The organism is Kitasatospora terrestris (assembly GCF_039542905.1).
Taxonomy (GTDB): Bacteria; Actinomycetota; Actinomycetes; order Streptomycetales; family Streptomycetaceae; genus Kitasatospora; species Kitasatospora terrestris.
Genome location: NZ_BAABIS010000001.1, coordinates 7,685,211 through 7,707,824, shown reverse-complemented (window position 1 = coordinate 7,707,824; position 22,614 = coordinate 7,685,211). Strand labels below are relative to the sequence as shown.

At 73.8% G+C, this 22,614-nt stretch carries 18 protein-coding genes; 14 read left to right on the top strand and 4 right to left on the bottom strand.

Features of this window, described 5'->3' with window-relative positions:
- Positions 1-148 precede the first annotated feature (148 nt).
- Positions 149-1,000, bottom strand: coding sequence for a polysaccharide deacetylase family protein (locus ABEB06_RS35370; protein WP_345701020.1), 852 nt, complete (start codon positions 998-1,000; stop codon positions 149-151).
- A 122-nt stretch (positions 1,001-1,122) separates the two neighbouring features.
- Here ABEB06_RS35370 and ABEB06_RS35365 point away from each other — a divergent pair, with 122 nt between their 5' ends.
- Positions 1,123-2,223, top strand: a complete 1,101-nt coding sequence (locus ABEB06_RS35365) for a calcium:cation antiporter (RefSeq protein ID WP_345701019.1) — start codon at positions 1,123-1,125, stop codon at positions 2,221-2,223.
- Positions 2,224-2,238: 15 nt separating this feature from the next.
- Here ABEB06_RS35365 and glmS read toward each other — a convergent pair whose 3' ends face one another.
- Together glmS and ABEB06_RS35355 are read right to left on the bottom strand one after the other, a co-directional pair.
- The gene (glmS, locus tag ABEB06_RS35360; RefSeq protein ID WP_345701018.1) at positions 2,239-4,068 is read right to left on the bottom strand and encodes a glutamine--fructose-6-phosphate transaminase (isomerizing); all 1,830 of its coding nucleotides are present in this window, start codon (positions 4,066-4,068) and stop codon (positions 2,239-2,241) included.
- A gap of 56 nt (positions 4,069-4,124) precedes the next feature.
- Positions 4,125-4,400 carry a hypothetical protein gene (locus ABEB06_RS35355; RefSeq protein ID WP_345701017.1) on the bottom strand — a complete coding sequence of 92 codons (276 nt, stop codon included), beginning with the start codon at positions 4,398-4,400 and terminating at the stop codon, positions 4,125-4,127.
- 282 nt (positions 4,401-4,682) lie between these two features.
- Here ABEB06_RS35355 and ABEB06_RS35350 point away from each other — a divergent pair, with 282 nt between their 5' ends.
- From ABEB06_RS35350 to ABEB06_RS35295, 12 genes are all read left to right on the top strand, one after another.
- Positions 4,683-5,789: a hypothetical protein gene (locus tag ABEB06_RS35350; protein ID WP_345701016.1), complete on the top strand. Its 1,107-nt coding sequence runs from the start codon at positions 4,683-4,685 to the stop codon at positions 5,787-5,789.
- 81 nt (positions 5,790-5,870) lie between these two features.
- Complete coding sequence (locus ABEB06_RS35345) at positions 5,871-7,337, top strand: pyridoxal phosphate-dependent decarboxylase family protein (RefSeq protein ID WP_345701015.1); 1,467 nt, start codon at positions 5,871-5,873, stop codon at positions 7,335-7,337.
- Between the two features lie 31 nt (positions 7,338-7,368).
- Complete coding sequence (locus ABEB06_RS35340; protein WP_345701014.1) at positions 7,369-8,742, top strand: GNAT family N-acetyltransferase; 1,374 nt, start codon at positions 7,369-7,371, stop codon at positions 8,740-8,742.
- Positions 8,743-8,935: 193 nt separating this feature from the next.
- On the top strand, positions 8,936-10,147 hold the full coding sequence (locus ABEB06_RS35335; RefSeq protein ID WP_345701013.1) for an aminotransferase class I/II-fold pyridoxal phosphate-dependent enzyme: 1,212 nt from the start codon (positions 8,936-8,938) through the stop codon (positions 10,145-10,147).
- Between the two features lie 197 nt (positions 10,148-10,344).
- Positions 10,345-13,404 carry an amino acid adenylation domain-containing protein gene (locus ABEB06_RS35330; protein ID WP_345701012.1) on the top strand — a complete coding sequence of 1,020 codons (3,060 nt, stop codon included), beginning with the start codon at positions 10,345-10,347 and terminating at the stop codon, positions 13,402-13,404.
- On the top strand, positions 13,397-14,650 hold the full coding sequence (locus tag ABEB06_RS35325) for a cytochrome P450 (protein ID WP_345701011.1): 1,254 nt from the start codon (positions 13,397-13,399) through the stop codon (positions 14,648-14,650). The genes ABEB06_RS35330 and ABEB06_RS35325 overlap by 8 nt, the downstream gene beginning before the upstream one ends.
- A gap of 159 nt (positions 14,651-14,809) precedes the next feature.
- On the top strand, positions 14,810-16,063 hold the full coding sequence (locus ABEB06_RS35320; protein ID WP_345701010.1) for a Mur ligase family protein: 1,254 nt from the start codon (positions 14,810-14,812) through the stop codon (positions 16,061-16,063).
- Positions 16,064-16,137: 74 nt separating this feature from the next.
- Entirely contained in the window at positions 16,138-16,866 is a 729-nt protein-coding gene (locus tag ABEB06_RS35315) for a type 1 glutamine amidotransferase (protein WP_345702093.1), read from the top strand.
- 296 nt (positions 16,867-17,162) lie between these two features.
- Entirely contained in the window at positions 17,163-18,188 is a 1,026-nt protein-coding gene (locus tag ABEB06_RS35310) for a 6-phosphofructokinase (protein WP_345701009.1), read from the top strand.
- Positions 18,189-18,283: 95 nt separating this feature from the next.
- On the top strand, positions 18,284-18,865 hold the full coding sequence (locus ABEB06_RS35305) for a TetR/AcrR family transcriptional regulator (protein ID WP_345701008.1): 582 nt from the start codon (positions 18,284-18,286) through the stop codon (positions 18,863-18,865).
- A gap of 68 nt (positions 18,866-18,933) precedes the next feature.
- Entirely contained in the window at positions 18,934-19,686 is a 753-nt protein-coding gene (locus tag ABEB06_RS35300; protein WP_345701007.1) for an SDR family NAD(P)-dependent oxidoreductase, read from the top strand.
- Between the two features lie 82 nt (positions 19,687-19,768).
- Positions 19,769-20,767, top strand: coding sequence for a 2-hydroxyacid dehydrogenase (locus ABEB06_RS35295; protein ID WP_345701006.1), 999 nt, complete (start codon positions 19,769-19,771; stop codon positions 20,765-20,767).
- Here the strand turns inward: ABEB06_RS35295 and ABEB06_RS35290 are convergent.
- The gene (locus ABEB06_RS35290; protein WP_345701005.1) at positions 20,748-21,341 is read right to left on the bottom strand and encodes a DM13 domain-containing protein; all 594 of its coding nucleotides are present in this window, start codon (positions 21,339-21,341) and stop codon (positions 20,748-20,750) included. The genes ABEB06_RS35295 and ABEB06_RS35290 overlap by 20 nt on opposite strands.
- Before the next feature lie 299 nt (positions 21,342-21,640).
- Between ABEB06_RS35290 and ABEB06_RS35285 the strand changes: the two genes are divergently transcribed.
- Positions 21,641-22,597 (top strand): cytochrome c oxidase assembly protein, encoded by a 957-nt coding sequence (locus ABEB06_RS35285; protein WP_345702092.1) that lies wholly within the window; start codon positions 21,641-21,643, stop codon positions 22,595-22,597.
- The last annotated feature ends 17 nt before the right edge of the window (positions 22,598-22,614 follow it).

Here is a 22,614-nt window from a genome sequence, read left to right as displayed (position 1 = left end):
AAGGCACACCGTACTGACGGCGCGCCACCCGCGCAGCCGGATATCCGCCGGGACGTGTCCTGTGCAGGACCGGTCAGAAGCCCTCGGTGTCGAGCAGCAGGCCGTCGGAGAACAGCGTGCAGGGAGCGGCCCCGGCCGCCGGCGGCCGTCAGTCGCTGAGGCGGGCGAAGGTGCGGCCGGCGGCGAGGAGGGTGGGCAGGGCGGCGGCGAAGCCGGGGGCGGTGCCTCCGGCGGGGTGGTTGAGGTGGGCGATGACGAGGGCGCCGGGAGGGACGTCGGCGAGGGCGGTGCGGACCTGCTCGGCGGTGAAGGTGGCACCGCCGTCCGCGTTGACGGCGAAGCCGGCGACCTGTTCGGCGAGGTCGGCGACGATCCGGGTGGCGACCTCGTCGTAGTGGGCAGTGCCGGAGCGGAACCAGCGCGGCGGCCGGCCGAGCAGCGCGGTGAGCCGGGCGTGGTTGCCGGCGACCTCGTCGTACGCCTCGCCGGCGTCGCGGGTGCCCGCGATGCCGTACGCGGCACGGCCGGTGACGGAGAGCGGGCGGTGGGCGGTGCCGTGGTTGCCGATCTCGAACAGCGGGTCGGCGGCGAGTTCGCGGGCCCGTTCGGGGTTGGCGTCGATCCAGCGGGCGTTCAGGAAGAGCGTGGCGGGCACCCCGTGCTGCCGCAGGGTGTCGACCAGCGCGCCGTCGTACCCGTCGCCGCCGGGCCCGCCGCAGGCGTCGAAGGTCAGCGCGAGGGCGGCGTCCGGACGGGCTGTCACCACGCCCGCCACGTCGGTGCCCCAGCTCTCCGGCCGGCTCCCCGCGTACCGGTCGACCACCGCCGCCCGGGCCGGCAGTGCTGCCGAGGCCACCGGTGTCGCCGGGGCAGCCGAAGCGGCCGGAGTCGCCGGCGGCGCGGCGGGCGGTCCGTCGTCCGGCGGCCCGGCGTCGCGTCCGCATCCGCCCAGCACGCCGACCGCCAGTGCTCCCAGGACCGCCCGTCGTCCGACCGCCATCCCGACCTCCGTCGCCTTCCGCCCGCTCCCCGCAGAACGTTACGTCCGTGACGGGCCGTCGCCGCGCACCGACCGAGTGTCAATTCCGATCATCGCAGGAGCGATCTGCGAAGCTCGGCGCTATGGCCTCGACGAACCGACCGCTCCTGCTCCAGTGGACGACGGCCGCTCCGGTGGCGGCGTTCGCGCTGCTCCTCGCGACGTGGAAGCGGGACCTGCCGGGGCCGCTGGTGGCCCTGGTGGCGGTCTTCCTGGCGGCCGCGGTCCTCGCCGCGGTGCACCACGCGGAGGTGGTCGCGCACCGGGTGGGCGAGCCGTACGGTTCGCTGGTCCTGGCGGTGGCGGTGACGATCATCGAGGTGGCGCTGATCGTGACGCTGATGGCGGACGGCGGCGACAAGAGCGCGGGCCTGGCCCGGGACACGGTGTTCGCCGCGGTGATGATCACCTGCAACGGCATCCTGGGCCTGTCGATCCTGGTGGGCGCGCTCAAGTACCGGGTGGCGGTGTTCAACGCCGAGGGGACGGGCGCCGCGTTCGCGACGATCGCCACGCTCGCGACCCTCAGCATGGTGCTGCCGACGTTCACCACGTCCAAGCCCGGGCCGGAGTTCTCCCCGGCGCAGCTGGTCTTCGCCGCGGCGGCGTCCATCGTCCTGTACGGCCTGTTCGTGGCGACGCTGACGGTGCGCCACCGCGAGGACTTCCTCCCGGTCACGGCCGCCGGCGACGTGCTGGACACCGCGGACCACGCCGACCCGCCGAGCAACCGCGAGACGGCGACCAGCCTCGTCCTGCTCGCGCTCGCGCTGATCTCCGTGGTCGGCCTGGCGAAGGGCATCTCGCCGACCATCGAGGACGGCGTGGCGGCGGCCGGGCTGCCGGCCTCGGTGGTCGGCGTGGTGATCGCGCTGCTGGTGCTGCTGCCGGAGACGATCGCCGCCGTCCGGGCGGCGGTCCGCAACGAGGTGCAGACCAGCCTCAACCTGGCCCTCGGCTCGGCCCTGGCCTCGATCGGCCTGACCATCCCGGCGGTGGCCCTCGCCTCGGTCTGGCTGGAGGGCCCGCTGCTCCTCGGCCTGGGCGCCAACCACATGGTCCTGCTCGCCCTCACCGTCGCGGTCGGCACGCTGACGGTGATCCCGAAACGGGCGACGCCGCTGCAGGGCGGGGTGCACCTCGCCCTGCTCGCGGCGTACCTGGAGCTCGCCCTCGTCCCCTAGACCGGGAGGAGGGGCCTACTCGACCGTCACGCTCTTGGCGAGGTTGCGCGGCTTGTCCACGTCCCGGCCGAGCGCGACCGCGGCGTGGTAGGCGAGCAGCTGCAGCGGGATGTTGAGCAGCAGCGGGTCGAGCTCGGGCTCGCTCTTGGGCACCAGGATGCAGTGGTCGGCGAGCTTGGCCTCGGGTGCCCGGTGGGCGACGGCGAGGACGCGGCCGGAGCGGGCCTTGATCTCGCCGAGGGTGGTGAGGTTCTTGTCGAGCAGCTCGTCGTCGGGCACCAGGGCGACGGTGGGCAGCTCGGGGCTGATCAGCGCGAGCGGGCCGTGCTTGAGCTCGCTGGCGGGGTACGCCTCGGCGTGGACGTACGAGATCTCCTTGAGCTTCTGCGCGCCCTCGCGGGCCACGGGGTAGCCGCGGACGCGCCCGATGAACATCATCCCGGCGTTGTCGGCGTACTTGGCGGCGAGCTCGGCGATCTCCTCGTCCTGCTCCAGGATCTGCCGGATGTGCCCGGGCAGGGCCTTGAGCGCGGAGACGATGCGCCGGCCGTCGGCGGGCGAGAGGTCGTGGATCCGGCCGAAGTGCAGGGCGAGCAGCGCGAAGGCGATGACCGTGGAGGTGAAGGCCTTGGTGGAGGCGACCGAGATCTCGGGGCCGGCGTGCAGGTAGATGCCGCCGTCGCACTCGCGCGCGATGGCGCTGCCGACGGTGTTGACGACGCCGAGGACGCGGCCGCCCTTGCGCTTGATCTCCTGGACGGCGGCGAGGGTGTCGTAGGTCTCGCCGGACTGGCTGACCGCGACGTAGAGGGTGTCGGCCTCGATCACCGGGTTGCGGTAGCGGAACTCGGAGGCGGGCTCGGAGTGGGCGGGGATGCGGGCGAGTTCCTCGATCAGCTGGGCGCCCATCTCGCCGGCGTAGTAGGCGGAGCCGCAGCCGAGGATCTTCACCCGGCGGATCTCGCGCAGTTCCCGGGCGTCGAGGTTGAGGCCGCCGAGGTGGGCGGTGGCGAAGCGCTCGTCGAGCCGGCCGGAGAGGGTGCGCTCGACGGCGGCGGGCTGCTCGTGGATCTCCTTGAGCAGGTAGTGCTCGTAGCCGCCGGTGTCGTACGAGCCGACCTCCCAGTCGACGGTGGACGGCTGGCGGGTGACGGTGCGGGCGTCCTCGGTGAAGGTGCGGAAGCCGTCGGCGCGGACCACGGCGAGTTCGCCGTCCTCCAGGTGGACGACCTGGCGGGTGTAGCGGACCAGGGCGGCGACGTCGGAGGCGGCGAACATCTCCTTCTCGCCGAGGCCGAGCACGATCGGGCTGCCGTTGCGGGCGACCACGATCCGGTCGGGCTGGGCGGAGTCGACGACGGCGATGCCGTAGGTGCCGACGACCAGCTTGAGCGCGGCGCGCACCGCGTCCTCCAGCTGGCCCTCGCCGTCGCCGAGGTGGGCGGCGACCAGGTGGGCGAGGACCTCGGTGTCGGTCTCGGAGCGGAAGACCGCGCCCTCGGCGGTGAGCTTGGCGCGCAGTTCGTCGGCGTTCTCGATGATGCCGTTGTGGACGACCGCGATGCGCTCGGCGTTGTCGGTGTGCGGGTGGGCGTTGGCGTCGCTGGGCTCGCCGTGGGTGGCCCAGCGGGTGTGGCCGATGCCGGTGGTGCCCTTGAAGCGGGCGGGCAGGGCGGCGGCGAGGTCGGCGACCCGGCCCTTGGTCTTGCAGACCTTGAGGGCGCCGGACTTGCCGAGGACGGCGACGCCGGCGGAGTCGTAGCCCCGGTACTCCAGCCGCTGGAGGCCCTCGAGGAGGAAGGTGGTCGCGTCCTTCGGGCCGATGTAGGCCACGATTCCGCACATGGTCGACTCCCTGGTGGTTGCCCTGCTGTTCTCGTACGTGGGACGGGCCTGCCGCCTCAGCCGTAGACGATCCGGCGCAGCTGACGGGTGGACAGCTCGGGTGCGGCGACCCGCCGGGCGGCGAGTTCGGCGCCGAGCCGGGCGAAGATCTTCTCGTTGGTCAGGCCCCGTGCCTGCAGCTCCCCGTGACGGCGGCGCACGTACTCCTCGGTGGATTCGGAGAAGTAGGCGAGCACCTCCGCGACCACCCGCGCGGCCTCTCCCGGCGCCAGCGGCGTGGTGCGGGTGAGGTGGGCGAGCAGGTCTTCGTGAGGGTGGGGTGAGGCGGGCACGAGTGAGCAGCCTATGCATCGATGGCGGGTTCACCAAGAATCCTGCCCGATTTCGGGCAGGCCCGGCAGGTTCACTGCTCCGAAAGGGGCGGAACCGGCAGCCGTCGCGGCCGGTCTTATGATGTGACGCCCTCGTTGTGAGAGGGTGTGCGCACTGTGTCGGGATGATCGACGTCCGACACTCCCCTGCTTGGCCGCACCGATCCGGGGTTTCCGGACGGTAGCCGTCAGGATGGGACCGCGTACCGTCCGTATCCGTCGATCCACCGGGGGATCCACGTCATGCAGCCGCGACTCTTCGCGATCATCACCGCTGTCCTGTTGGGCGCACTGGGCCTCGGGGCGGTGGCCGTGACCGACTGGGCTCCGGCCTCCTCCCCCGCGGCGAGCTCCGCCGCGCCGCCCGCGGCGGGCGGCGCACAGCCGTCCGGCTCCGGCTCCGCGCAGCCGTCCTCGACCGCCGATCCGGCGGTGTGGACCCGTTCGACGCTGCGCAACAAGCTGATGGCGGAGATGGAGAAGGCCGACCCGGGCGTCGCCCTGGCCGACCTGGACAAGACCACCAAGGAGAAGCCCTACACGGTCCGCTTCTGCCACCCGATCGCCCACGAGCTGGGCCACGCGGCGGTGCAGCGGTACAAGCAGGACTTCCAGAAGGTGATCTCCTTCCCGCACGAGACCTGCGCGGCGGGCTACCTGCACGGCGCGGTCGAGGAGATGCTGGCCAACTCCAAGGACCCGCAGGGCGACATCCTGAAGCTGTGCGCGCCGGCCAACAAGGGCCCGTGCATCCACGGCGTCGGCCACGGGATCATGTTCGTCACCAAGCAGGACATCCCGCAGGCCCGCGAGCTGTGCAAGAAGTTCCCGACCCAGCACCAGCAGGTCACCTGCTCCGAGGGCGTCTTCATGCAGCTCTTCGCCCCGGACGAGGAGGACGAGAAGGCCAAGGCGAACCTGCCCGCGGACAAGCTCGCCGCCGACCCGTTCTACCCGTGCTCGGAGCAGCCCAGCCTGTTCCAGTCCGCCTGCTACTTCTACGCCCCGACCTTCTACCTGTCCTCGCACGACTACGCGAACCACCCGGAGGTGTTCGCCGAGGCGCTGAAGTGGTGCCAGGGGGCGGGCGGCGGCAGGACCGACTGCGCCCACGGCGTGGGCTCGCGCACGATGAAGTACAACCTGGACCGGGTCGACTGGGCGGGGCAGCAGTGCGCCACCGGCAAGGACGCCACCCAGCGCAAGGACTGCACCGCGGGCCTGGTCAGCTACTACACCGTCAACTACACCGAGTCCGGTGCGGCGGCGCGGCTGTGCTCGCAGCTGACCAACAAGGAGATCCAGGGCTACTGCCGCAACAGCGCGGGGCTCCCCAGCACCCTCGACTGACCGGTCGCGTACGATCACGGTGATCCCCGGTACGCCGACGGCGCCGTGCCCGAGTTCCCCGTGCCTTTGGGAGCTGCTGCCGTGACCGACGACCTCCGCCGCACCGACGACTTCCGTACCGCCGCGCGCACCGCCGCCGAGCTGGTCTCCGACTACCTGGAGGGCCTGCCCGCGCGGCCGGTGTGGCAGCCGATGGACGACGCCGAGCGGCAGGCGCTGCTCGACCTGGAGCTGCCGGAGCACGGCGCGCCGCTGGAGGAGCTGCTGAAGACCGTCGGCGAGCGGATCATGTCCGCGCCGATGGGCAACGGCAACCAGCGGTTCTTCGGCTGGGTGAACTCGGCCCCGCAGCCGGCCGGCGTGCTGGCGACGCTGGCCGCCTCGGCGATGAACCCGAGCTCGGCGGGCGGCGACCACGCGGACGTCCACCTGGAGCGGGCGGTGGTGCGCTGGATCGCCGAGCTGGTGGGCTTCCCGCACCCGGCCGGCGGCGGCCTGCTGACCTCGGGCACCTCGATGGCGACCATCGTCTGCCTGGCCGCGGCCCGTAACCGCGCCGCCCGGGCGGCCGGCTGGGACGTCCGGGAGGACGGCCTGGCGGGGATGCCGCCGCTGGTCGGCTACGTCACCGGCGAGACCCACTCCTGCGTCCGCAAGGCGGCCGAGCTGCTCGGCCTGGGCAGCCGCAACCTGCGCACGGTCGCCACCGACGCCGAGGGGCACCTGGACCTGGACGCGCTGGCCGCGGCCGTGGCCGAGGACCGGGCGGCCGGCCGGCTGCCGTTCCTGGTGGTCGCCTCGGCGGGCACGGTCGGCACCGGCGCGGTCGACCCGTTCGAGCCGATCGCCGACCTGGCCGAGCGCGAGGGCCTGTGGCTGCACGTGGACGGCGCGTACGGCGCCTTCGGCGTGCTGGACGAGACGATCGCGCACCGCTACGCGGGCATGGAGCGGGCCGACTCGCTGGCCCTGGACCCGCACAAGTGGCTGGGCGTGCCGGTGGACTGCGGCTGCGCGCTGGTGCGCGACGCCGAGGAGCTGCGCGGCACCTTCAGCCTGGTGCCGTCCTACCTGCGCGACGAGGCCGCCGGCTCGCTCGGCTGGTTCTCCGAGTACGGCACCGAGCAGACCCGGCCGTTCCGCTCGCTGAAGGTGTGGGCGTCGATCGCGCACCGCGGCCGGGCCGGGGTGGCGGCGGACATCGCGCACACCACGGCACTGGCCCGCCGGCTCGGCGAGCTGGTGGAGGCGGACCCGGAGCTGGAGCTGATCGCCCCGGTGGAGACCTCGATCGTGGCATTCCGGTACGCGCCCGCCGGAATCGAAGAAAATCGACTGAACACCGTCAACAAAGAGCTTCCGGTCGCCGTCCAGCTGCGCGGTGAGGTCTTCGTCACCGGCGCGTTGCACCGGGGTCGGGAAATGATCCGCGCCTGTCTGCTGAACGCCACCACCACCGAGGCCGACCTGCACCTCCTGCTCTCGGAAGTGCGATCGGCGGGCTCCGAACTGACAGACATTTACCGCGAGGTCACGGGAGATTCGTGATCGTGAAACAGCAGCGCGCGACGATGCTGTCATGAACGAAATCACCTTCCCGAAGACCAGAACCGCCATCCGCAAGCAGCGCTGGCGCCGCGACGCCGTCGAGATCGCTGCCATCTTCACCGCCGTGGCCGCGGCCGACCTGGTCGCCAACGTCGTGGTGCACGGCCACGACGGACCGGTGCTGCTGGTGGTCTCGGCCGCCGCACTGCTCGCCACGGCGCTGTTCCACAGCTGGTGGGCGCATCGCCATCCGCACGGACCGCCCTCGCCCGACACCCCCGCACCGCCCGGCCCGGCGGAGGCGGCGGGCGAGGCCGGCGGGCCGCTGGAGGAGTACGAGCCAAGCGTGCTCTGGCGGGTCCGCACCACCGTCGAGGACTCCACCGGCAGCCTGGCGAAGGTGTGCACCGCGCTCGCCTCGCTGCGGGTCAACATCGTCTCGCTGCAGACGCACCCGCTGCCCTCCGGCACGGTCGACGAGTTCCTGGTCCGGGCGCCGCGCTCGCTGACCCGGGCCGAGCTGACCTCCGCCCTCGCGGCGGCCGGCGGGCACGACATCTGGACCGACGAGGCCGACGCCCACGAGCTGGTCGACGTGCCCGCGCACGTCCTGGCGCTCGCCACCCGGACCGCGCTGGACGCCTCCGAGCTGCCGGTGGCGCTGCGCCAGCTGTTCGGCCGCTCGACCATCCGGCAGTACCCGGACAAGGGCCGCTCCACCCCGGCCGGGGTGGACGGGCACGTGATGCGCCTGCCGGTGCCCGGCGGCGACCTGATCGAGCTGAGCCGCCCGCACCTGCCGTTCACCCCGACCGAGTTCGCCCGGGCGCAGGCCCTGGTCGAGCTGGACAGCCTGCTCGGCCCGCGCGTCCCGCAGGTCGCGGCCCGGCTGCCGCAGCCGGCCGGCGAGGACGACCTGACCGTCCGCCGCGCGGTGCCGGAGGACAAGGCGCAGGCGCTCGCCATGCACCGGCGCTGCTCCCCGGACGCGCTGCGCAAGCGCTACCACGGCCCGGTCCGGGACGCCGACCGCTACCTCGACCACCTGCTCGACCCGCGGCACGGCCAGACCCTCGCCGTGGAGACCGCCGACGGCCGGATCGTGGCGCTCGCCCACCTGATGTGGGACGACGAGGGCGCGGAGGTCGCCCTGCTGGTCGAGGACGACTGGCAGCGCCGGGGCCTGGGCGTGGACCTGCTGCGCCGGATGGCCGCCTCCGCCCTGGAGGCCGGGGTGAAGACCGTGTACGCGGTCACCACCTCCTCCAACACCGGCCTGATCTCCACCATGCGCCGGCTCTCCGCCCCGCTCGACTACCAGGTCGAGGACGGCACCCTGGTGATCACCGCGCACCTCGCGGAGGCCGCCGACCAGCTGCCGGCCGCCTGGCCCGGCCGCGCCTGACCGGCGGGGCCGGACCGACCGGGTCGGCCCCGGCCCCGCCGTCGACTGGGCACAGTGCGTCCGTTCAGTCGTCATTGTGCGCACGGCTCGCACGCGTCACGTGCCGCCCGCCCGTCCGCCCCGTTAGCGTCGCGCTGCGGGGCGGGCGGCGGACCGGCCCCGACCGCCCTGCCGACCAGCCAGGAGGACGCCGATGCTCTCCCGTACCGCGCGGGCCCTGCTGGCAGACGCCCCCGCCATCGCCGGGGTGCACTTCCGCGCCGAGGCCTGCTCCTACCACCCGGACCTGTGCCCGGACGGCTACCTCAACCTCGGCACCGCCGAGAACCGGCTGGTCTGGGAGCTGCTGGCCGAGCGCCTGGCCGGCCGCCCGCCGCTCGCCGAGCGCCACTCCCGCTACGCGCCGCTGCACGGCACCGAGGAGCTGCGCCACCGGGTCTCCGGCCTGCTCTCCCGGCTGACCGGGCAGCCGCTGGACGCCGAGCAGCTGGTCGTGGTGTCGGGCGCCTCGGCCGCGCTGGACGCGGTCGCCTCCGCGCTCTGCGACCCGGGCGACGCGATCGTCGTCCCGGCCCCCTACTACGGCCCCTTCGACTCCGACCTGGCCGGCCGCTCCGGCGCCGAGCTGCTGCCCGCCCGCACCGACACCGGCACGGGCCTGCCCGAGGCCGTGGACCGGGCCCTGGAGCGGGCCCGGCGCACCGGCGCGACCGTCCGCGCGGTGGCGCTCACCTCGCCCTGCAACCCGACCGGCGAGGTGTACCCGGCCGAGACCCTGGAGGAGCTGCTGGCGGTCGCCGCCGCGCACCGGGTGGAGGTGATCGCCGACGAGGTCTACGCCGGCACGGTGTTCGGCCGCACCGCGTTCGCCTCGCTCGCCGGGCGGCCCGGCGTCCACCAGGTGTGGGGCTTCGCCAAGGACTTCGGCCTGCCCGGCCTCAAGGTCGCCACGGTGCACACCACCGATCCCGAACTGGCTTCCGCGGTACGGGCCTTCGCCCACTTCGCGCCGGTCGCCACCGACACCCAGGCGATGCTGTCCTGGCTGCTGTCGGACGTGCTCTGGACGGACGCCTTCCTCGCCGAGAACCGCCGCCGGCTGGCCGCCTCGTACAGCGCCGCCGCCGGGCTGCTGGACGCCCACGGCATCCCGTACGCACCCGCCGGGGCGGGGCTGTCGATCTGGGCGGACCTGGAGCCGTGGCTGCCCACCGGCGACTGGGGCGGCGAACGGGTGCTGTGGCAGCGGCTGTTCGAGCGGGCCCGGATCTCGCTCACCCCGGGCGAGGTGTTCCACGCCGCCCGCCCGGGCCGCTTCCGGCTCTGCCACTCCCTCGACCCGGCCGTGGTCAAGGAGGCCCTCACCCGCCTCGCCGAGCACCTCGGGGAGCCCCACCGGCTCTGAACCCCGGCCCGGGGGAAGATCCGCCTGTGCCGCCGGCCACTTGCCGAAGTACGGCCCCGCCCCCGGCCGCCCGCACCCGCTCCCACCTGCGGTGATCCCTTCCGCCGCAGGTCCGGGCGGGGGTCGTCGGCGCCTTCCGGCCCGTCCTACGCTCCCCGCGTCCGAGGGAAGAGGCACGGCGGCGGAAGGGCTCGACGATGACGACGGTGGCGGCGGGGGCGGATCCGTACGGCAGGTCACTGGCCGAGCTGTTCGCGGAGCAGGTGCGCCGGCACCCGCGGCGGCCCGCGGTCGAGGGGTCGGAGCTGCGGTACACGTACGCGGAGCTCGGCGCGCTGGCGGAGCGGTTCGCCCGCGGGCTGGCCGCCGCCGGGATCGGCCCGGGCGCGGTGGTCGGGGTGCTCGGGCAGCGCGGGCCGGAGGCGTGCGCGGCGCTGCTGGGCGTGGCGTACGCGGGGGCGACGTACCTGCCGCTGGACGCCGAGCTGCCCGCCGAGCGGCTGCACGGCATGCTGGCCGACGCGGGCGCGGTGGCGGTGGTCCGGCTGCCCGGGGCGGGGCGGCTGGCCGGCGCGGCGCTCCCGGTGCTGCGCTTCGCCGAGGTGCTGGAGACGGGCGCGGCGGCCGGCGACGGACCGTTCGAGCTGCCCGGTCCGCAGGCGCCCGCGTACGTGATGTTCACCTCCGGCACCACCGGCCGCCCCAAGGCGGTGGCGGTGCCGCAGCGCGGCGTCGCCCGGCTGTCGGTGGACAACGGCTTCTACGCACCCGGCCCCGAGGACCGGGTGCTGCACGCCGCGACGCTCTCCTTCGACGCCTCGGTGCTGGAGTTCTGGCCCGCCCTGCTGAACGGCGCCTGCCTGGTGCCGGTCGCCTCCGAGGTGCTGCTCTCCGCGCCGGAGCTGCACCGGGTGGTCGAGGAGCGCGGCATCACCGCGCTGTTCCTCACCACCAGCATCTTCCACCGGATCGCCCAGGACCGGCCCGAGGTCTTCGCCGGCCTGCGCTGGGTGCTGACCGGCGGCGAGGCGCTGCGCGCCGACGCCGCCCGGCGGGTGCTCGAACACGGCCGCCCGCAGCACCTGGTGAACGCCTACGGGCCCACCGAGGCGGCCTGCGTGGCGAGCGCGCAGCTGATCACCGACCTCCCCGCCGACGCCACCTGCGTGCCGATCGGCGCGCCCGTCGCCGACACCGACTGCCACGTGCTGGACGAGCACGGCCGCCCGGTCGAGGACGGCGACGAGGGCGAGCTGTGCATCGGCGGCGGCGGGATCGCCACCGGCTACCTGAACAACGCCGAGGAGAGCGCCCGCCGCTTCCGCACCCTGCCGCTCGGCCCGGACGGCGCGCCGCGGCGGGTTTACCGCAGCGGGGACTTCGTGGTCCGCCGCCCGGACGGCGCGCTGGAGTACCGCGGCCGCCGGGACGACCAGGTGAAGGTGCGCGGCTTCCGGATCGAGCCGGAGGAGGTCCGCTGCGCGCTGACCTCGCACCCCGCCGTCACCGACGCCGTGCTGGTCGCCGTCGAGGACGGCACCACCCGCAGCCTGGCCGCCTACGTCGCCGCCCCCGCCGGGTCGCGGCCCACCCCGGCGCAGCTGCGGGCGCACCTCGCCGAACGGCTGCCCGCCTTCATGGTCCCGGCCACCGTCACCGTGCTGGAGCGCCTGCCGCTCGCCCCGAACGGCAAGGTGGACCGGGCGGCGCTGCCCCGGCCCGTCCCGGCGGCGCAGCAGGCCGGGTCGGCGGCGGACGCCGAGTCGCCGGCCGAGACGGTGGCCCGGGTGTGGTGCGCGCTGCTGCCCGCCGGCCGGCCCGAGCCCGAGGACGGCTTCTTCACCGCCGGCGGCAGCTCGCTGCTGGCCGTCCAGCTGGTCGCCCGGGTGCAGCAGGAGCTGGGCATCAGCGACCAGCACAACTTCGAGCTGGTGACGGTGCTGTTGGGCGAGCCGGTGCTCGGGGCGTTCACCGCCGCCGTCGAGCGGGTGGCCGGTGCCGGGGCCGGACCGGAGCCCGCCGCCGCCCCCGCCGACCGTTGGCGGCCCGACCTGGCCTGGGAGCCGCCCCCGGTCACCACGGCCTCCCCCCGGCCGGGCTGGCGCACCCCGCACCACGTCCTGCTGACGGGCGCGACGGGATTCTTCGGCGCGTACCTGCTGCGCGAGCTGCTCGACCGCACCGACGCCGACGTGCACGCCCTGGTCCGGGCCGACGACATCGACCACGCCCACCGGCGGCTCGCCGAGGCCCAGCGGCGGTACGGCATCGACCGGCCGCTGCCCGCCCACCGGGTGCAGCCGGTCCTCGGCGACCTGGCCCTGCCGCGGCTGGGCCTGAGCGAGCTGGAGTGGGACTTCCAGGCGGACAGCGCCGACGTGATCCACCACTGCGGGGCGGAGGTCAACTTCCTCTACCCGTACGAGAAGCTGCGGGCCGCCAACGTGGAGGGCACCCGGGAGATCGTCCGCCTGGCCTCCCGCCGGTCGGTGCCGCTGCACCACATCTCCACCGTCGCCGTGGTGCACGGCATGGGCGCGGGCGGTGTCCGGGAGGTCACCGAGACCACCCCGCTCTCCCACGTCGAGCTGCTGTCGATGGGCTACACCGAGTCCAAGTGGGTGTCCGAGGAGCTGGTCCGGCGGGCCGGCCTGGCCGGCCTGCCGGTCGCCGTGCACCGCCCGTACGAGCTGTCCGGGGACACCACCTCGTACACCTGGAACAGCGCCGCGGCGCTCTGCGAGTTCTTCCGGGTGATCGCCGAGCTGCGGCTGGCCCCCGAGCTCGACCTGCCGCTCAACCTGGTGCCGATCGACTTCGCGGCCGGCGCGGTGGTGCACCTGGCGACCCACCGGCCGGCCGAGGGGCAGACGTACCACCTGACCAATCCGCGCGAGGCGATGCTCGGCGACTTCGTGGAGCGGCTGAAGGCGCACGGCCATCCGGTCCGCACCATCGGCTACCACGCTTGGGTGGACGCCCTGCTGGACCACCTGGCGGCCCGCCCGGACCACCCCTTCGCCCCGTTCGCCCCGCTGTTCACCACCGAGGCCGCGGGCGGCGGCGCGACCGTCGAGGAACTCGCCACCACCCGCTTCTCGCCGCGCCTGGACCGGGCCCGGATCGAGCGGGACCTGGCCGGCAGCGGCCTGGCCTGTCCGCCGGTCGACGCCCGGCTGCTGGACCGCTACATCGGCTACTTCCACGCCTCCGGCTTCATCCCCGCCCCGCACGCCGAGGAGACCGTCGGTGTCTGACCTCCTGCCCACCGCCGCCGCCACGGGCCGCACGGACGTGACCGACCTGTCCGACCCCCGCTCCTTCCTCCCCGAGCCCCCGCACCGGCTCTGGGCCGAGCAGCGCCGCAGCGGCCGCCTGCACCGCCAGGAGCGGGAGGGCGCCCCCGCCTTCCTCTCGGTCACCCGCTACCACGACATCGACACGGTGCTGCGGGACGCCACCGGCTACAGCTCCGAGTGGGGCATGACCCTGGACACCTCGCTCGGCGAACCCGACCCGGCCGCCGGGCGCATGATCGAGCTCACCGACCCGCCCCGCCACCAGCGGCTGCGCCGCCTGGTCAGCAGCGGTCTGACCCGGTCCGCCGCCCGGGCCATGGGCAGCATGCTGGAGGACCGGGTCGAGCACTGGGTGGAGCAGGCCGTCCGGGCCGGTGAGACGGACTTCGTCGCCGCGGTCGCCGGCCGGGTGCCCTCGGCCGGCGCCGGGCTGCTGCTCGGCCTGCCCGAGCAGGAGTGGGCCACCCTCTCCGACCGGGCCAGCCGCGCGGTCTGCGGCTCGCTCGGCGAGCACGACCCCGGCGTCGGCGACCTCGCGGTGCGGCGGCGCTCCACCGCGACCGCCAACGGGCAGCTGCTGATGCACCTGGCCGGCCTGCTCGACCACGCCGAGCTCGCCGAGGACGGGGTGGTCCGCCGCCTCCTCGACGCCGAACTGGACGGCGACCGGCTGAGCCGCGAGGAGGTCCTGCTGAACTGCCTCAACCTGGCGATCGGCGGCAACGAGACCACCAAGAACGCCACCGCCGGGGGCGTGGCCGCGCTCGCCGCCCACCCCGAGCAGTGGCAGTGGCTGCGCCGCCACCCCGAGCACCTCGACCGGGCCGTCGAGGAGATCCTGCGCTGGACCACCCCGCCGCTGCACCTGACCCGCACGGTGCTGAGGCCCGCCACCCTGGCCGGCACCGCGCTGGAGCCGGGCGACCTGCTCTGCCTGTGGCTGCCCTCGGCCAACCGCGACGAGGAGGTCTTCGACGACCCTGACGTCTTCCGCCTGGACCGGGAGGCCAACCCGCACCTGTCCTTCACCAGCGGCAAGCACTTCTGCATGGGCGCCGCACTGGCCCGCAGCCAGCTGCGCCTGGTGCTCAAGGCCCTGCTCGCCAGGGTGGAGACCATCACCCCGCTCGGACCGCCCGCCCGCCGCGCGTCCAACTTCGTGGCGGCCTACGACAGCCTCCCGGTGGCCCTCTCGGCGGCCTGACCGGGGGCCCCCGGATCTCACGGTCCGTTAGGCCCTCTGATCCAATAGCGTGTGCCCCGGCTCAACGGCACTGGCGGGAGTAGGTAGGCTGGCCTCGTCCATGCCGCCCGAGTCACCCCCCGGCCCGGGCGGTGCCGCAGCAAGGAGGAACCGCTGAGCATGCCAGCCACCGATTCGGAAGGCGCGCGCGACGGCCTGCCCGCCCGCGCCAAGATCGCCGTGACGGCCGGGAAGATGGCCGCCGCCCTTTCGCAGAAGGCCGGACGCGGCAGTGGCTCGGTGATCGGCGGCAAGATCGCGCTGAAGCTCGACCCCGACCTGCTCGCCACCCTGGCCGAGCACCTCGACGTGGTCCTGGTCAGCGCGACCAACGGCAAGACCACCACCACCCGCCTGATCGCCGAGGCGCTGCGCGCCGCCGGCCCGGTGGTCTCCAACGCGCTCGGCGCCAACATGCCGGCCGGCATCACCGCCGCCCTGACCGACGGCACCGAGGCCCGCTTCGGCGTGATCGAGGTGGACGAGAAGTACCTGCCGATGGTCGCCCGGGACACCCGGCCGAAGGCCATAGCGCTGCTCAACCTCTCCCGCGACCAGCTGGACCGGGCCGCCGAGACCCGGATGATGGCCGAGAAGTGGCGCGAGGGCCTCAAGGACACCGACGCGGTGATCATCGCCAACGCCGACGACCCGCTGGTGACCTGGGCCGCCTCCTCCTGCAAGAAGGTGGTCTGGGTGGCCGCCGGGCAGGCGTGGAAGGAGGACGCCTGGTCGTGCCCGTCCTGCGGCGGCGTGATGCAGCGCCCCGGCGAGGACTGGTTCTGCGGCGAGTGCGGCTTCCGCCGCCCCAACCCGCACTGGGCGCTCCAGGGCACCCACGTGATCGACCCGCACCGCGGCGCCTGGCCGATCCAGCTGCAGCTGCCCGGCCGCGCCAACCTGGCCAACGCCACCTCCTCCGCCGCCGTCGCCGCCGTCTTCGGCGTCGCCCCGCAGGTCGCCCTGCAGCGCATGCAGGCGGTCACCGCGGTGGCCGGCCGCTACGACGTGGTGCAGTACCAGGGCCGCGACATAAGGCTGCTGCTGGCGAAGAACCCGGCCGGCTGGCTGGAGACCTTCTCGCTGATCGACGGCCCGCCGGCGCCGGTGATCCTCTCGGTCAACGCGATGGACGCCGACGGCACCGACACCTCCTGGCTGTGGGACGTCGACTACGAGCGCCTGGCCGGCCACCCGATCTTCGTGATGGGCCAGCGCAAGCTCGACCTGGCGGTCCGCCTGGAGGTCGCGGGCCTGCAGTTCCAGGTGGTGGACTCGCTCGCCGAGGCGGTGGCCGCCGCCCCGCCCGGCCGGATCGAGGCGATCGCCAACTACACCGCCTTCCAGCAGCTGCGCAAGGCGGTCGCCGCCTGATGTCGATACCGCCGAACCCGCAGTACGACAGCCAGTACAGCCAGCACGGTCAGCAGTACGGAAGGCCTTCGAAGATGAGTGAGAGCAGCCTGCGGCTGGTCTGGGTCTACCCCGACCTGCTGAGCACGTACGGCGACCGCGGCAACGCCCTGGTCGTGGAGCGCCGGGCCCGCCAGCGCGGCCTCGGGGTGACCCGGATCGACGTCCGCTCCGACCAGGCGGTGCCGACCTCCGGCGACATCTACCTGATCGGCGGCGGCGAGGACCGCCCGCAGCGGCTCGCCGCCGAGCGGCTGCGCAACGACGGCGGCCTGGTCCGGGCCGCCGAGAACGGCGCGATCATCTTCTCGGTGTGCGCCGGTTTCCAGATCCTCGGCCACGAGTTCATCAACGACCTGGGACAGCGCGAGCCGGGCCTCGGCCTGCTGGACGTGTGGACCACCCGCGGCGAGGGCGCCCGGTGCGTCGGCGACGTGCTCGCCGACGTCGACCCGCAGCTCGGCCTGCCGCAGCTGACCGGCTTCGAGAACCACCAGGGCGTCACCCACCTCGGCGAGGGCGCCAAGCCGCTCGCCCGGGTGCAGGTCGGCCGGGGCAACGGCACCGGCGACGGCACCGAGGGCGCCTGGCGGGACACCGTCTTCGGCACCTACCTGCACGGCCCGGTGATGGCCCGCAACCCCGCCGTCGCCGACATGCTGCTCAAGCTGGCGCTGGACGTGAGCGCCCTGCCGCCGGCCGACACCACCTGGTACGACGCGCTGCGCACCGAGCGCATCGCCGCCACCACCCGTCCCGCGTAGCTTTCGGCCGGGCCCGCTGACCGCGATGTGGTCGGCGGGTCCGCCGAGGGGGCGATCCATAGCAGAATAGAGGGGCCCGGACGCACCACCCTCCTCGGCGTCGGGGCCAGCAGTTACGTGTGGCGCGTCGAGGATGCCGCTCCCGCGTCGGTTTCTGCCCGGCCGGACACAGGAACCGTATGCTGTGCAGCAGGCTGGTTTCGGGCGTTTTGTCCGTTTCCCACCCACCAGTCCGGCCGTCCGAACTTCCCCCAGCCCGACGGCTGGGAGGAGCCCCCAGGGGAGTTGGCAAAGCAATGCGTATTGGTGTCCTGACCAGCGGTGGTGACTGCCCCGGCCTGAACGCCGTGATCCGCTCCGTGGTCCACCGGGGGGTGGTCGACCACGGCGACGAGATCATCGGCTTCCAGGACGGATGGCGCGGTCTCCTGGAGGGTGTCCACCGCCCGCTGACCCTGGATTCGGTGAGCGGCATCCTGGCCCAGGGCGGCACGATCCTCGGCTCCTCGCGGGTCCAGCCCAGCCACCTGCGGGACGGCGTCGAGCGGGCCAAGAAGCTCCTCTCCGACCTCGGCATCGACGCGGTCATCCCGATCGGCGGCGAGGGCACGCTCAAGGCCGCGAAGCTGATGAGCGACGGCGGCGTCCCGGTCATCGGCGTCCCGAAGACCATCGACAACGACATCGCCTGCACCGACGTCACCTTCGGCTTCGACACCGCCGTCACGGTGGCCACCGACGCCCTGGACCGCCTCAAGACCACCGCCGAGTCGCACCAGCGGGTCATGGTGGTCGAGGTGATGGGCCGCCACACCGGCTGGATCGCCCTCAACGCGGGCATGGCCGCCGGCGCCCACGCGATCGTCGTCCCGGAGCGCCCGTTCCACATCGACAAGCTCACCGAGGTCGTCCGCGAGCGCTTCGAGCGGCAGAAGAAGTTCGCGATCGTGGTCTGCGCCGAGGGCGCCAAGCCCGAGCCCGGCACCATGCCGTGGGAGGAGGGCACCAAGGACATGTACGGCCACGAGCGCTTCACCGGCATCGCCACCCAGCTCTCCCGCGAGCTGGAGCACCGCCTCGGCAAGGAGGCCCGCCCGGTCATCCTCGGCCACACCCAGCGCGGCGGCACCCCCACCGCGTACGACCGGGTGCTCGCCACCCGCTTCGGCTGGCACGCCGTCGAGGCCGCCCACAAGGGCGCCTTCGGCCACATCACCGCCCTGCAGGGCACCGACATCAAGCTGGTGCCGCTCGCCGAGGCGGTCGCCGAGCTGAAGACCGTCCCCGCCGAGCGCTACGTCGAGGCCGAGACCGTCATCTGACGCACCGTCGGAGTCAGGCCCCCGCCTTGCCGCGGGGGCCTTTCTCCGCTCCCCTTTCTTGACCGATCGGTCCGGATCGGCCTAGGGTCGGGACCATGGCGAGGACCAAGGAGTTCGATCCCGACGCGGCACTGCGCTCCGCCCTGGACCTGTTCTGGGAGCGCGGGTACGAGGCCACCTCGATGGCCGACCTGACCGAACGTCTCGGGATCGGCCGGGCCAGCCTCTACGCCACCTTCGGCAGCAAGCACCAGCTCTTCCTGCGCGCCCTCGACCGCTACCGCGAGGTCGGCGACGGACGGCTGCTCGACGAACTCTCCGCCCCCGGCCCGGCGCTGCCCGCCGTCCGCGCGGTGGTCCGCCGCTTCGCCGAGGAAGGCGTCCACGACCAGCGCCGCCGGGGCTGCCTGGTCACCAACACCGCCGCCGAACTCGCCGGCCACGACCCCGACGCCGAACGCCGCGTCCAGGCCAGCTGGGACCGGCTCGAACTGCTGCTCGCCTCCGCCCTCACCCGCGCCCGCGCCCAGGGCGAACTCCCCGCCGGCCGCGACCCGCAGGCGCTCGCCCGGATGCTGCTGGTGCTGCTCCAGGGCCTGCGGGTGGTCGGCCGGACGGCCGGCGAGCCCGCCCGGCTGCGCCAGGCCGCCGAGCAGGCCCTGACCCTCCTCGACTGAGCTCCGCCGTCGCGCCGCCCTTTCCGCATCCTCATTCTGTACCGATCGTTCCAATCAAGGAGTACGCCATGACCCACTCCCGGACCGTCCTGGTCACCGGCGCCGGCAGCGGCCTCGGCCGGGGCATCGCGCTCGCCTTCGCCGCCGAGGGCGCCGCCGTCGCCGTCGCCGGACGCAGCGCCGAACCGCTCGCCGGGACCGTCGCCCTGATCGAGGCCGCCGGCGGCCGGGCCCTCGCCCTCCCCACCGACATCACCGACCCCGCACAGGCCGAACGCCTCGTCACCGACACCGTCCGGGCCTTCGGCTCACTGGACGTCGCGGTCAACAACGCCGGCATCTTCCGCGGCGGCCGCCCCCTCGCCGACCAGCCGCTCGACGACTGGCGCGCCGTCCTCGACACCAACGTCCTCGGCGTGGTCGCCGCGATGCGGCCGCAGATCGCCTGGATGCGCGCACACGGCGGCGGAGCCATCGTCAACATCGCCTCCAACCTCGGCGCGCACCGCCGCCGCCCCGGCCTCGCCGCGTACATCGCCTCCAAGGCCGCCGTCTCCGCGCTCACCCGGGCCGCCGCGCTCGACCACATCGCCGACGGCGTCCGCATCAACGCCGTCAGCCCCGGCGCCGCCGACACCACCATGTCGCTGCTCCCCGGCGAGACCCCCGAGGAGCGGGACGCCCGGATGAAGGAGCAGTCCCCGCTCGGCCGGGTCTCCACCGTCGACGAGGTCGCCGCCGCCGTCCGCTACCTCGCCTCCCCCGCCGCCGCCTCCGTCGTCGGCACCGACCTCGTCATCGACGGCGGAGCGGCCGCCTGACCCTCCGGCACGACCCGCCGCCCGCACCGGACCGGCGAGCCGCACTCCCGCGCGGTACGCCCCTCCGGCTAGCGTGGGCGCCATGGAGATCCTCGCGTACGGCGTGCTGGCGGACGAGCGACCCATCCTGGAGCGGGCCTTCGCGGCCCGCCACCGGCTGCGCTGCCTCGACGTCTTCCTCAACCGCGACACCGCGCCGCTCGCCGCCGGCTACCCGGCCGTCTCCAGCAGCGTCAACGGCGAACTCGACGCCGACACCCTCGCACTCCTCGCGGCCGGCGGCACCCGGCTGATCGCCCAGCGCTCCACCGGCTTCAACAACATCGACCTCGACGCGGCCGCCGGACTCGGCCTCACCGTCGCCCGGGTCTCCCACTACAGCCCCCACTCCGTCGCCGAACACGCCTGGACCCTCGCCCTCGCCGTCAACCGGCGCCTCTCCCGCGCCGCCAACCGCTCCCGCGAGTTCGACTTCCGGCTCGACGGGCTGCTCGGCCGGGACATCCACGGCATGACGGTCGGCGTCGTCGGCACCGGCAAGATCGGCGAGTGCTTCACCCGCATCGCCCACGGCTTCGGCACCGAACTCCTCGGCTGGGACATCACCGAGAACCCCGCCTGCCGCGACCTCGGCATGACCTACGTCGACCTCGACCAGCTCCTCACCCGCAGCGACATCGTCAGCCTGCACGTCCCGCTGCTCCCCGCCACCCACCACCTGATCGACGCGGCCGCCCTCGCCGCCATGAAACCCGACGCCATCCTGGTCAACTCCAGCCGCGGCGGCCTGGTCGACAGCGCCGCCCTCGTCGAGAGCCTCCGCGCCGGCCGCCTCGCCGGCGTCGGCCTCGACGTGTACGAGGAGGAGACCGGCGTCTTCTTCACCGACCTCTCCATCAGCGGCATCACCGACGACGTCCTCGCCCGTCTGGTGTCCTTCCCCCAGGTCGTCGTCACCTCCCACCAGGCCTACTTCACCCGCACCGCCGTCGGCCAGATCATCGACGCCACCCTCCGCAACGTCGACGACTTCGAGGCCGGCCGCCGCAGCGAGAACACCCTCATCCCGCTCGCGGAGTGAGGTCGGCGGCACCGAACCCGACCGAGAAGCGGTGGCACCACAGCACCGCGCTGCGGAACCTCGACAGATCGGTGCCGGCCGGAACGGTGTAGTTCTGGTTCCCCAGGTTGCCCTTCAGCCGGTCGAGTTCGAGCGCACCGTCGCCGAGGCTGTCCAGCCGGGAGACGGCGGCAGGCTCGGCGGACAGGTACACGCGGACATCCGGACCGTCCGAGGTGCTCAGGTTCTCCAGCCGCAGCACGGTGCTGCCGTCCGGGAGCCTCACCAGCCGCGCGGCGCCGGTGGTGGTGTGCTCGCCGGACCGGAAGCTCCCGCTCGCCAGCTCGACGGGCCCCGGGGCGGCCGCACCGGCGCTCGGCGTCCCACCGGCCGCACCGGCGCTCGGCGTCCCACCGGCCGCACCGGCGGGGGGCCACGCAGCGGCCGGGGAGACGCGCGCGGCACCCGCCGTCGGCAGTGCTTCGTCGACCGCCGTGTCCGTGAACGCCTTCCACGGCGCGAACAACCACAGCCCTACGGCGGCCGCAGCCACTGCCACGGCGCCGAGCAGCGCCCACAATCGGCGTCCGTTCACAGGTCGTCCCTCCGGGTCGGTGCGTCGTCAGGTCCCAGCCAAGCACGCGAACCGGCCGTCTCCCGGTGCCGGCGGCGGCCGGTCATCCTTCGGTAAGGAATCAGGGCACGACCGGCCGGGCGGGTGGTGCCCACGTGGGCCGCGGTGATCCCACTCCAAAGGGACCGGGCGCCCGCGCGCGGGCGACCCCGGCCCGGGGGTCGCGTGAAGGTCCGGTGTAAGCGGCACCTAGGCTGGACCGGAAGCAAAACGGGCGAAACGGAAAGCGGGACCCGCCGATGGGCGACGGCATGGCAGGGATGCACCACCACGGAGGGGGGAGCCTCGGCCCGTTCGGCCTCTCCTCCGCCCTCGGCTGGTCGCCCGACTGGCCCTTCCTGGTCGGCTGCCTGCTGGCCCTCGGCCTGTACGCCGCCGCCGCCGTCCGCCTGTGGCGGCGCGGCGACCGCTGGCCGGTCGGCCGCCTGATCGCCTGGGTGGCCGGCGTCGGCACCATCCTGCTGGTCACCTGCTCCGGGCTGAACGACTACGGCATGGTGCTGTTCAGCGCGCACATGATCCAGCACATGGTGCTCTCCATGCTGTCCCCGATCCTGCTGCTGCTCGGCGCGCCGATCACCCTCGCGCTGCGCGCCCTGCGCCCCGCCCCCAAGGGCAGCGGCAAGGGCCCGCGCGAGCTGCTGGTCGCCCTGCTGCACAGCCGGTACGTGCGGGTGGTCTCGCACCCGGCGTTCACCATCCCGCTGTTCATCGCCAGCCTGTACGGGGTGTACTTCTCCCCGCTGTTCGACTTCCTGATGCAGTACCGTCTCGGGCACATCGGGATGATGGTGCACTTCCTCGCGGTCGGCCTGGTCTTCTTCTGGCCGATCATGGGCGTCGACCCGGGCCCGCACCGGCCGGGCTTCGTGATGCGGATCATCGAACTTTTCATGGGCATGCCGTTCCACGCCTTCTTCGGCGTCGCCGTGATGATGGCCACCCACCCGCTGGTCGACACCTTCACCTCCGAGACGGCCCCGCCCGGCACCGACCTGCTCAAGGACCAGCAGATCGCCGGCGGCATCACCTGGGCGTTCGGCGAGATCCCCACCGCGATCGTGCTGATCGCGCTCACCCTGCAGTGGGCCCGCTCGGAGGAACGCCAGGCCCGCCGCGCCGACCGCGCCGCCGACCGCGACGGCGACGCCGAGCTCGCCGCGTACAACGCGTACCTCGCCTCGCTCGACCGGCGCGACCAGCAGACCGCGTCCTGATCCCGTCCGGCCCCGGC

Coding starts and splice junctions, on each gene's coding strand:
- ABEB06_RS35370 (WP_345701020.1), bottom strand. CDS start 1,000: ATGGCGGTCGGACGACGGGCGGTCCTGGGAGCACTGGCGGTCGGCGTG.
- ABEB06_RS35365 (WP_345701019.1), top strand. CDS start 1,123: ATGGCCTCGACGAACCGACCGCTCCTGCTCCAGTGGACGACGGCCGCT.
- glmS (WP_345701018.1), bottom strand. CDS start 4,068: ATGTGCGGAATCGTGGCCTACATCGGCCCGAAGGACGCGACCACCTTC.
- ABEB06_RS35350 (WP_345701016.1), top strand. CDS start 4,683: ATGCAGCCGCGACTCTTCGCGATCATCACCGCTGTCCTGTTGGGCGCA.
- ABEB06_RS35340 (WP_345701014.1), top strand. CDS start 7,369: ATGAACGAAATCACCTTCCCGAAGACCAGAACCGCCATCCGCAAGCAG.
- ABEB06_RS35335 (WP_345701013.1), top strand. CDS start 8,936: ATGCTCTCCCGTACCGCGCGGGCCCTGCTGGCAGACGCCCCCGCCATC.
- ABEB06_RS35330 (WP_345701012.1), top strand. CDS start 10,345: ATGACGACGGTGGCGGCGGGGGCGGATCCGTACGGCAGGTCACTGGCC.
- ABEB06_RS35320 (WP_345701010.1), top strand. CDS start 14,810: ATGCCAGCCACCGATTCGGAAGGCGCGCGCGACGGCCTGCCCGCCCGC.
- ABEB06_RS35315 (WP_345702093.1), top strand. CDS start 16,138: ATGAGTGAGAGCAGCCTGCGGCTGGTCTGGGTCTACCCCGACCTGCTG.
- ABEB06_RS35310 (WP_345701009.1), top strand. CDS start 17,163: ATGCGTATTGGTGTCCTGACCAGCGGTGGTGACTGCCCCGGCCTGAAC.
- ABEB06_RS35305 (WP_345701008.1), top strand. CDS start 18,284: ATGGCGAGGACCAAGGAGTTCGATCCCGACGCGGCACTGCGCTCCGCC.
- ABEB06_RS35300 (WP_345701007.1), top strand. CDS start 18,934: ATGACCCACTCCCGGACCGTCCTGGTCACCGGCGCCGGCAGCGGCCTC.
- ABEB06_RS35295 (WP_345701006.1), top strand. CDS start 19,769: ATGGAGATCCTCGCGTACGGCGTGCTGGCGGACGAGCGACCCATCCTG.
- ABEB06_RS35285 (WP_345702092.1), top strand. CDS start 21,641: ATGCACCACCACGGAGGGGGGAGCCTCGGCCCGTTCGGCCTCTCCTCC.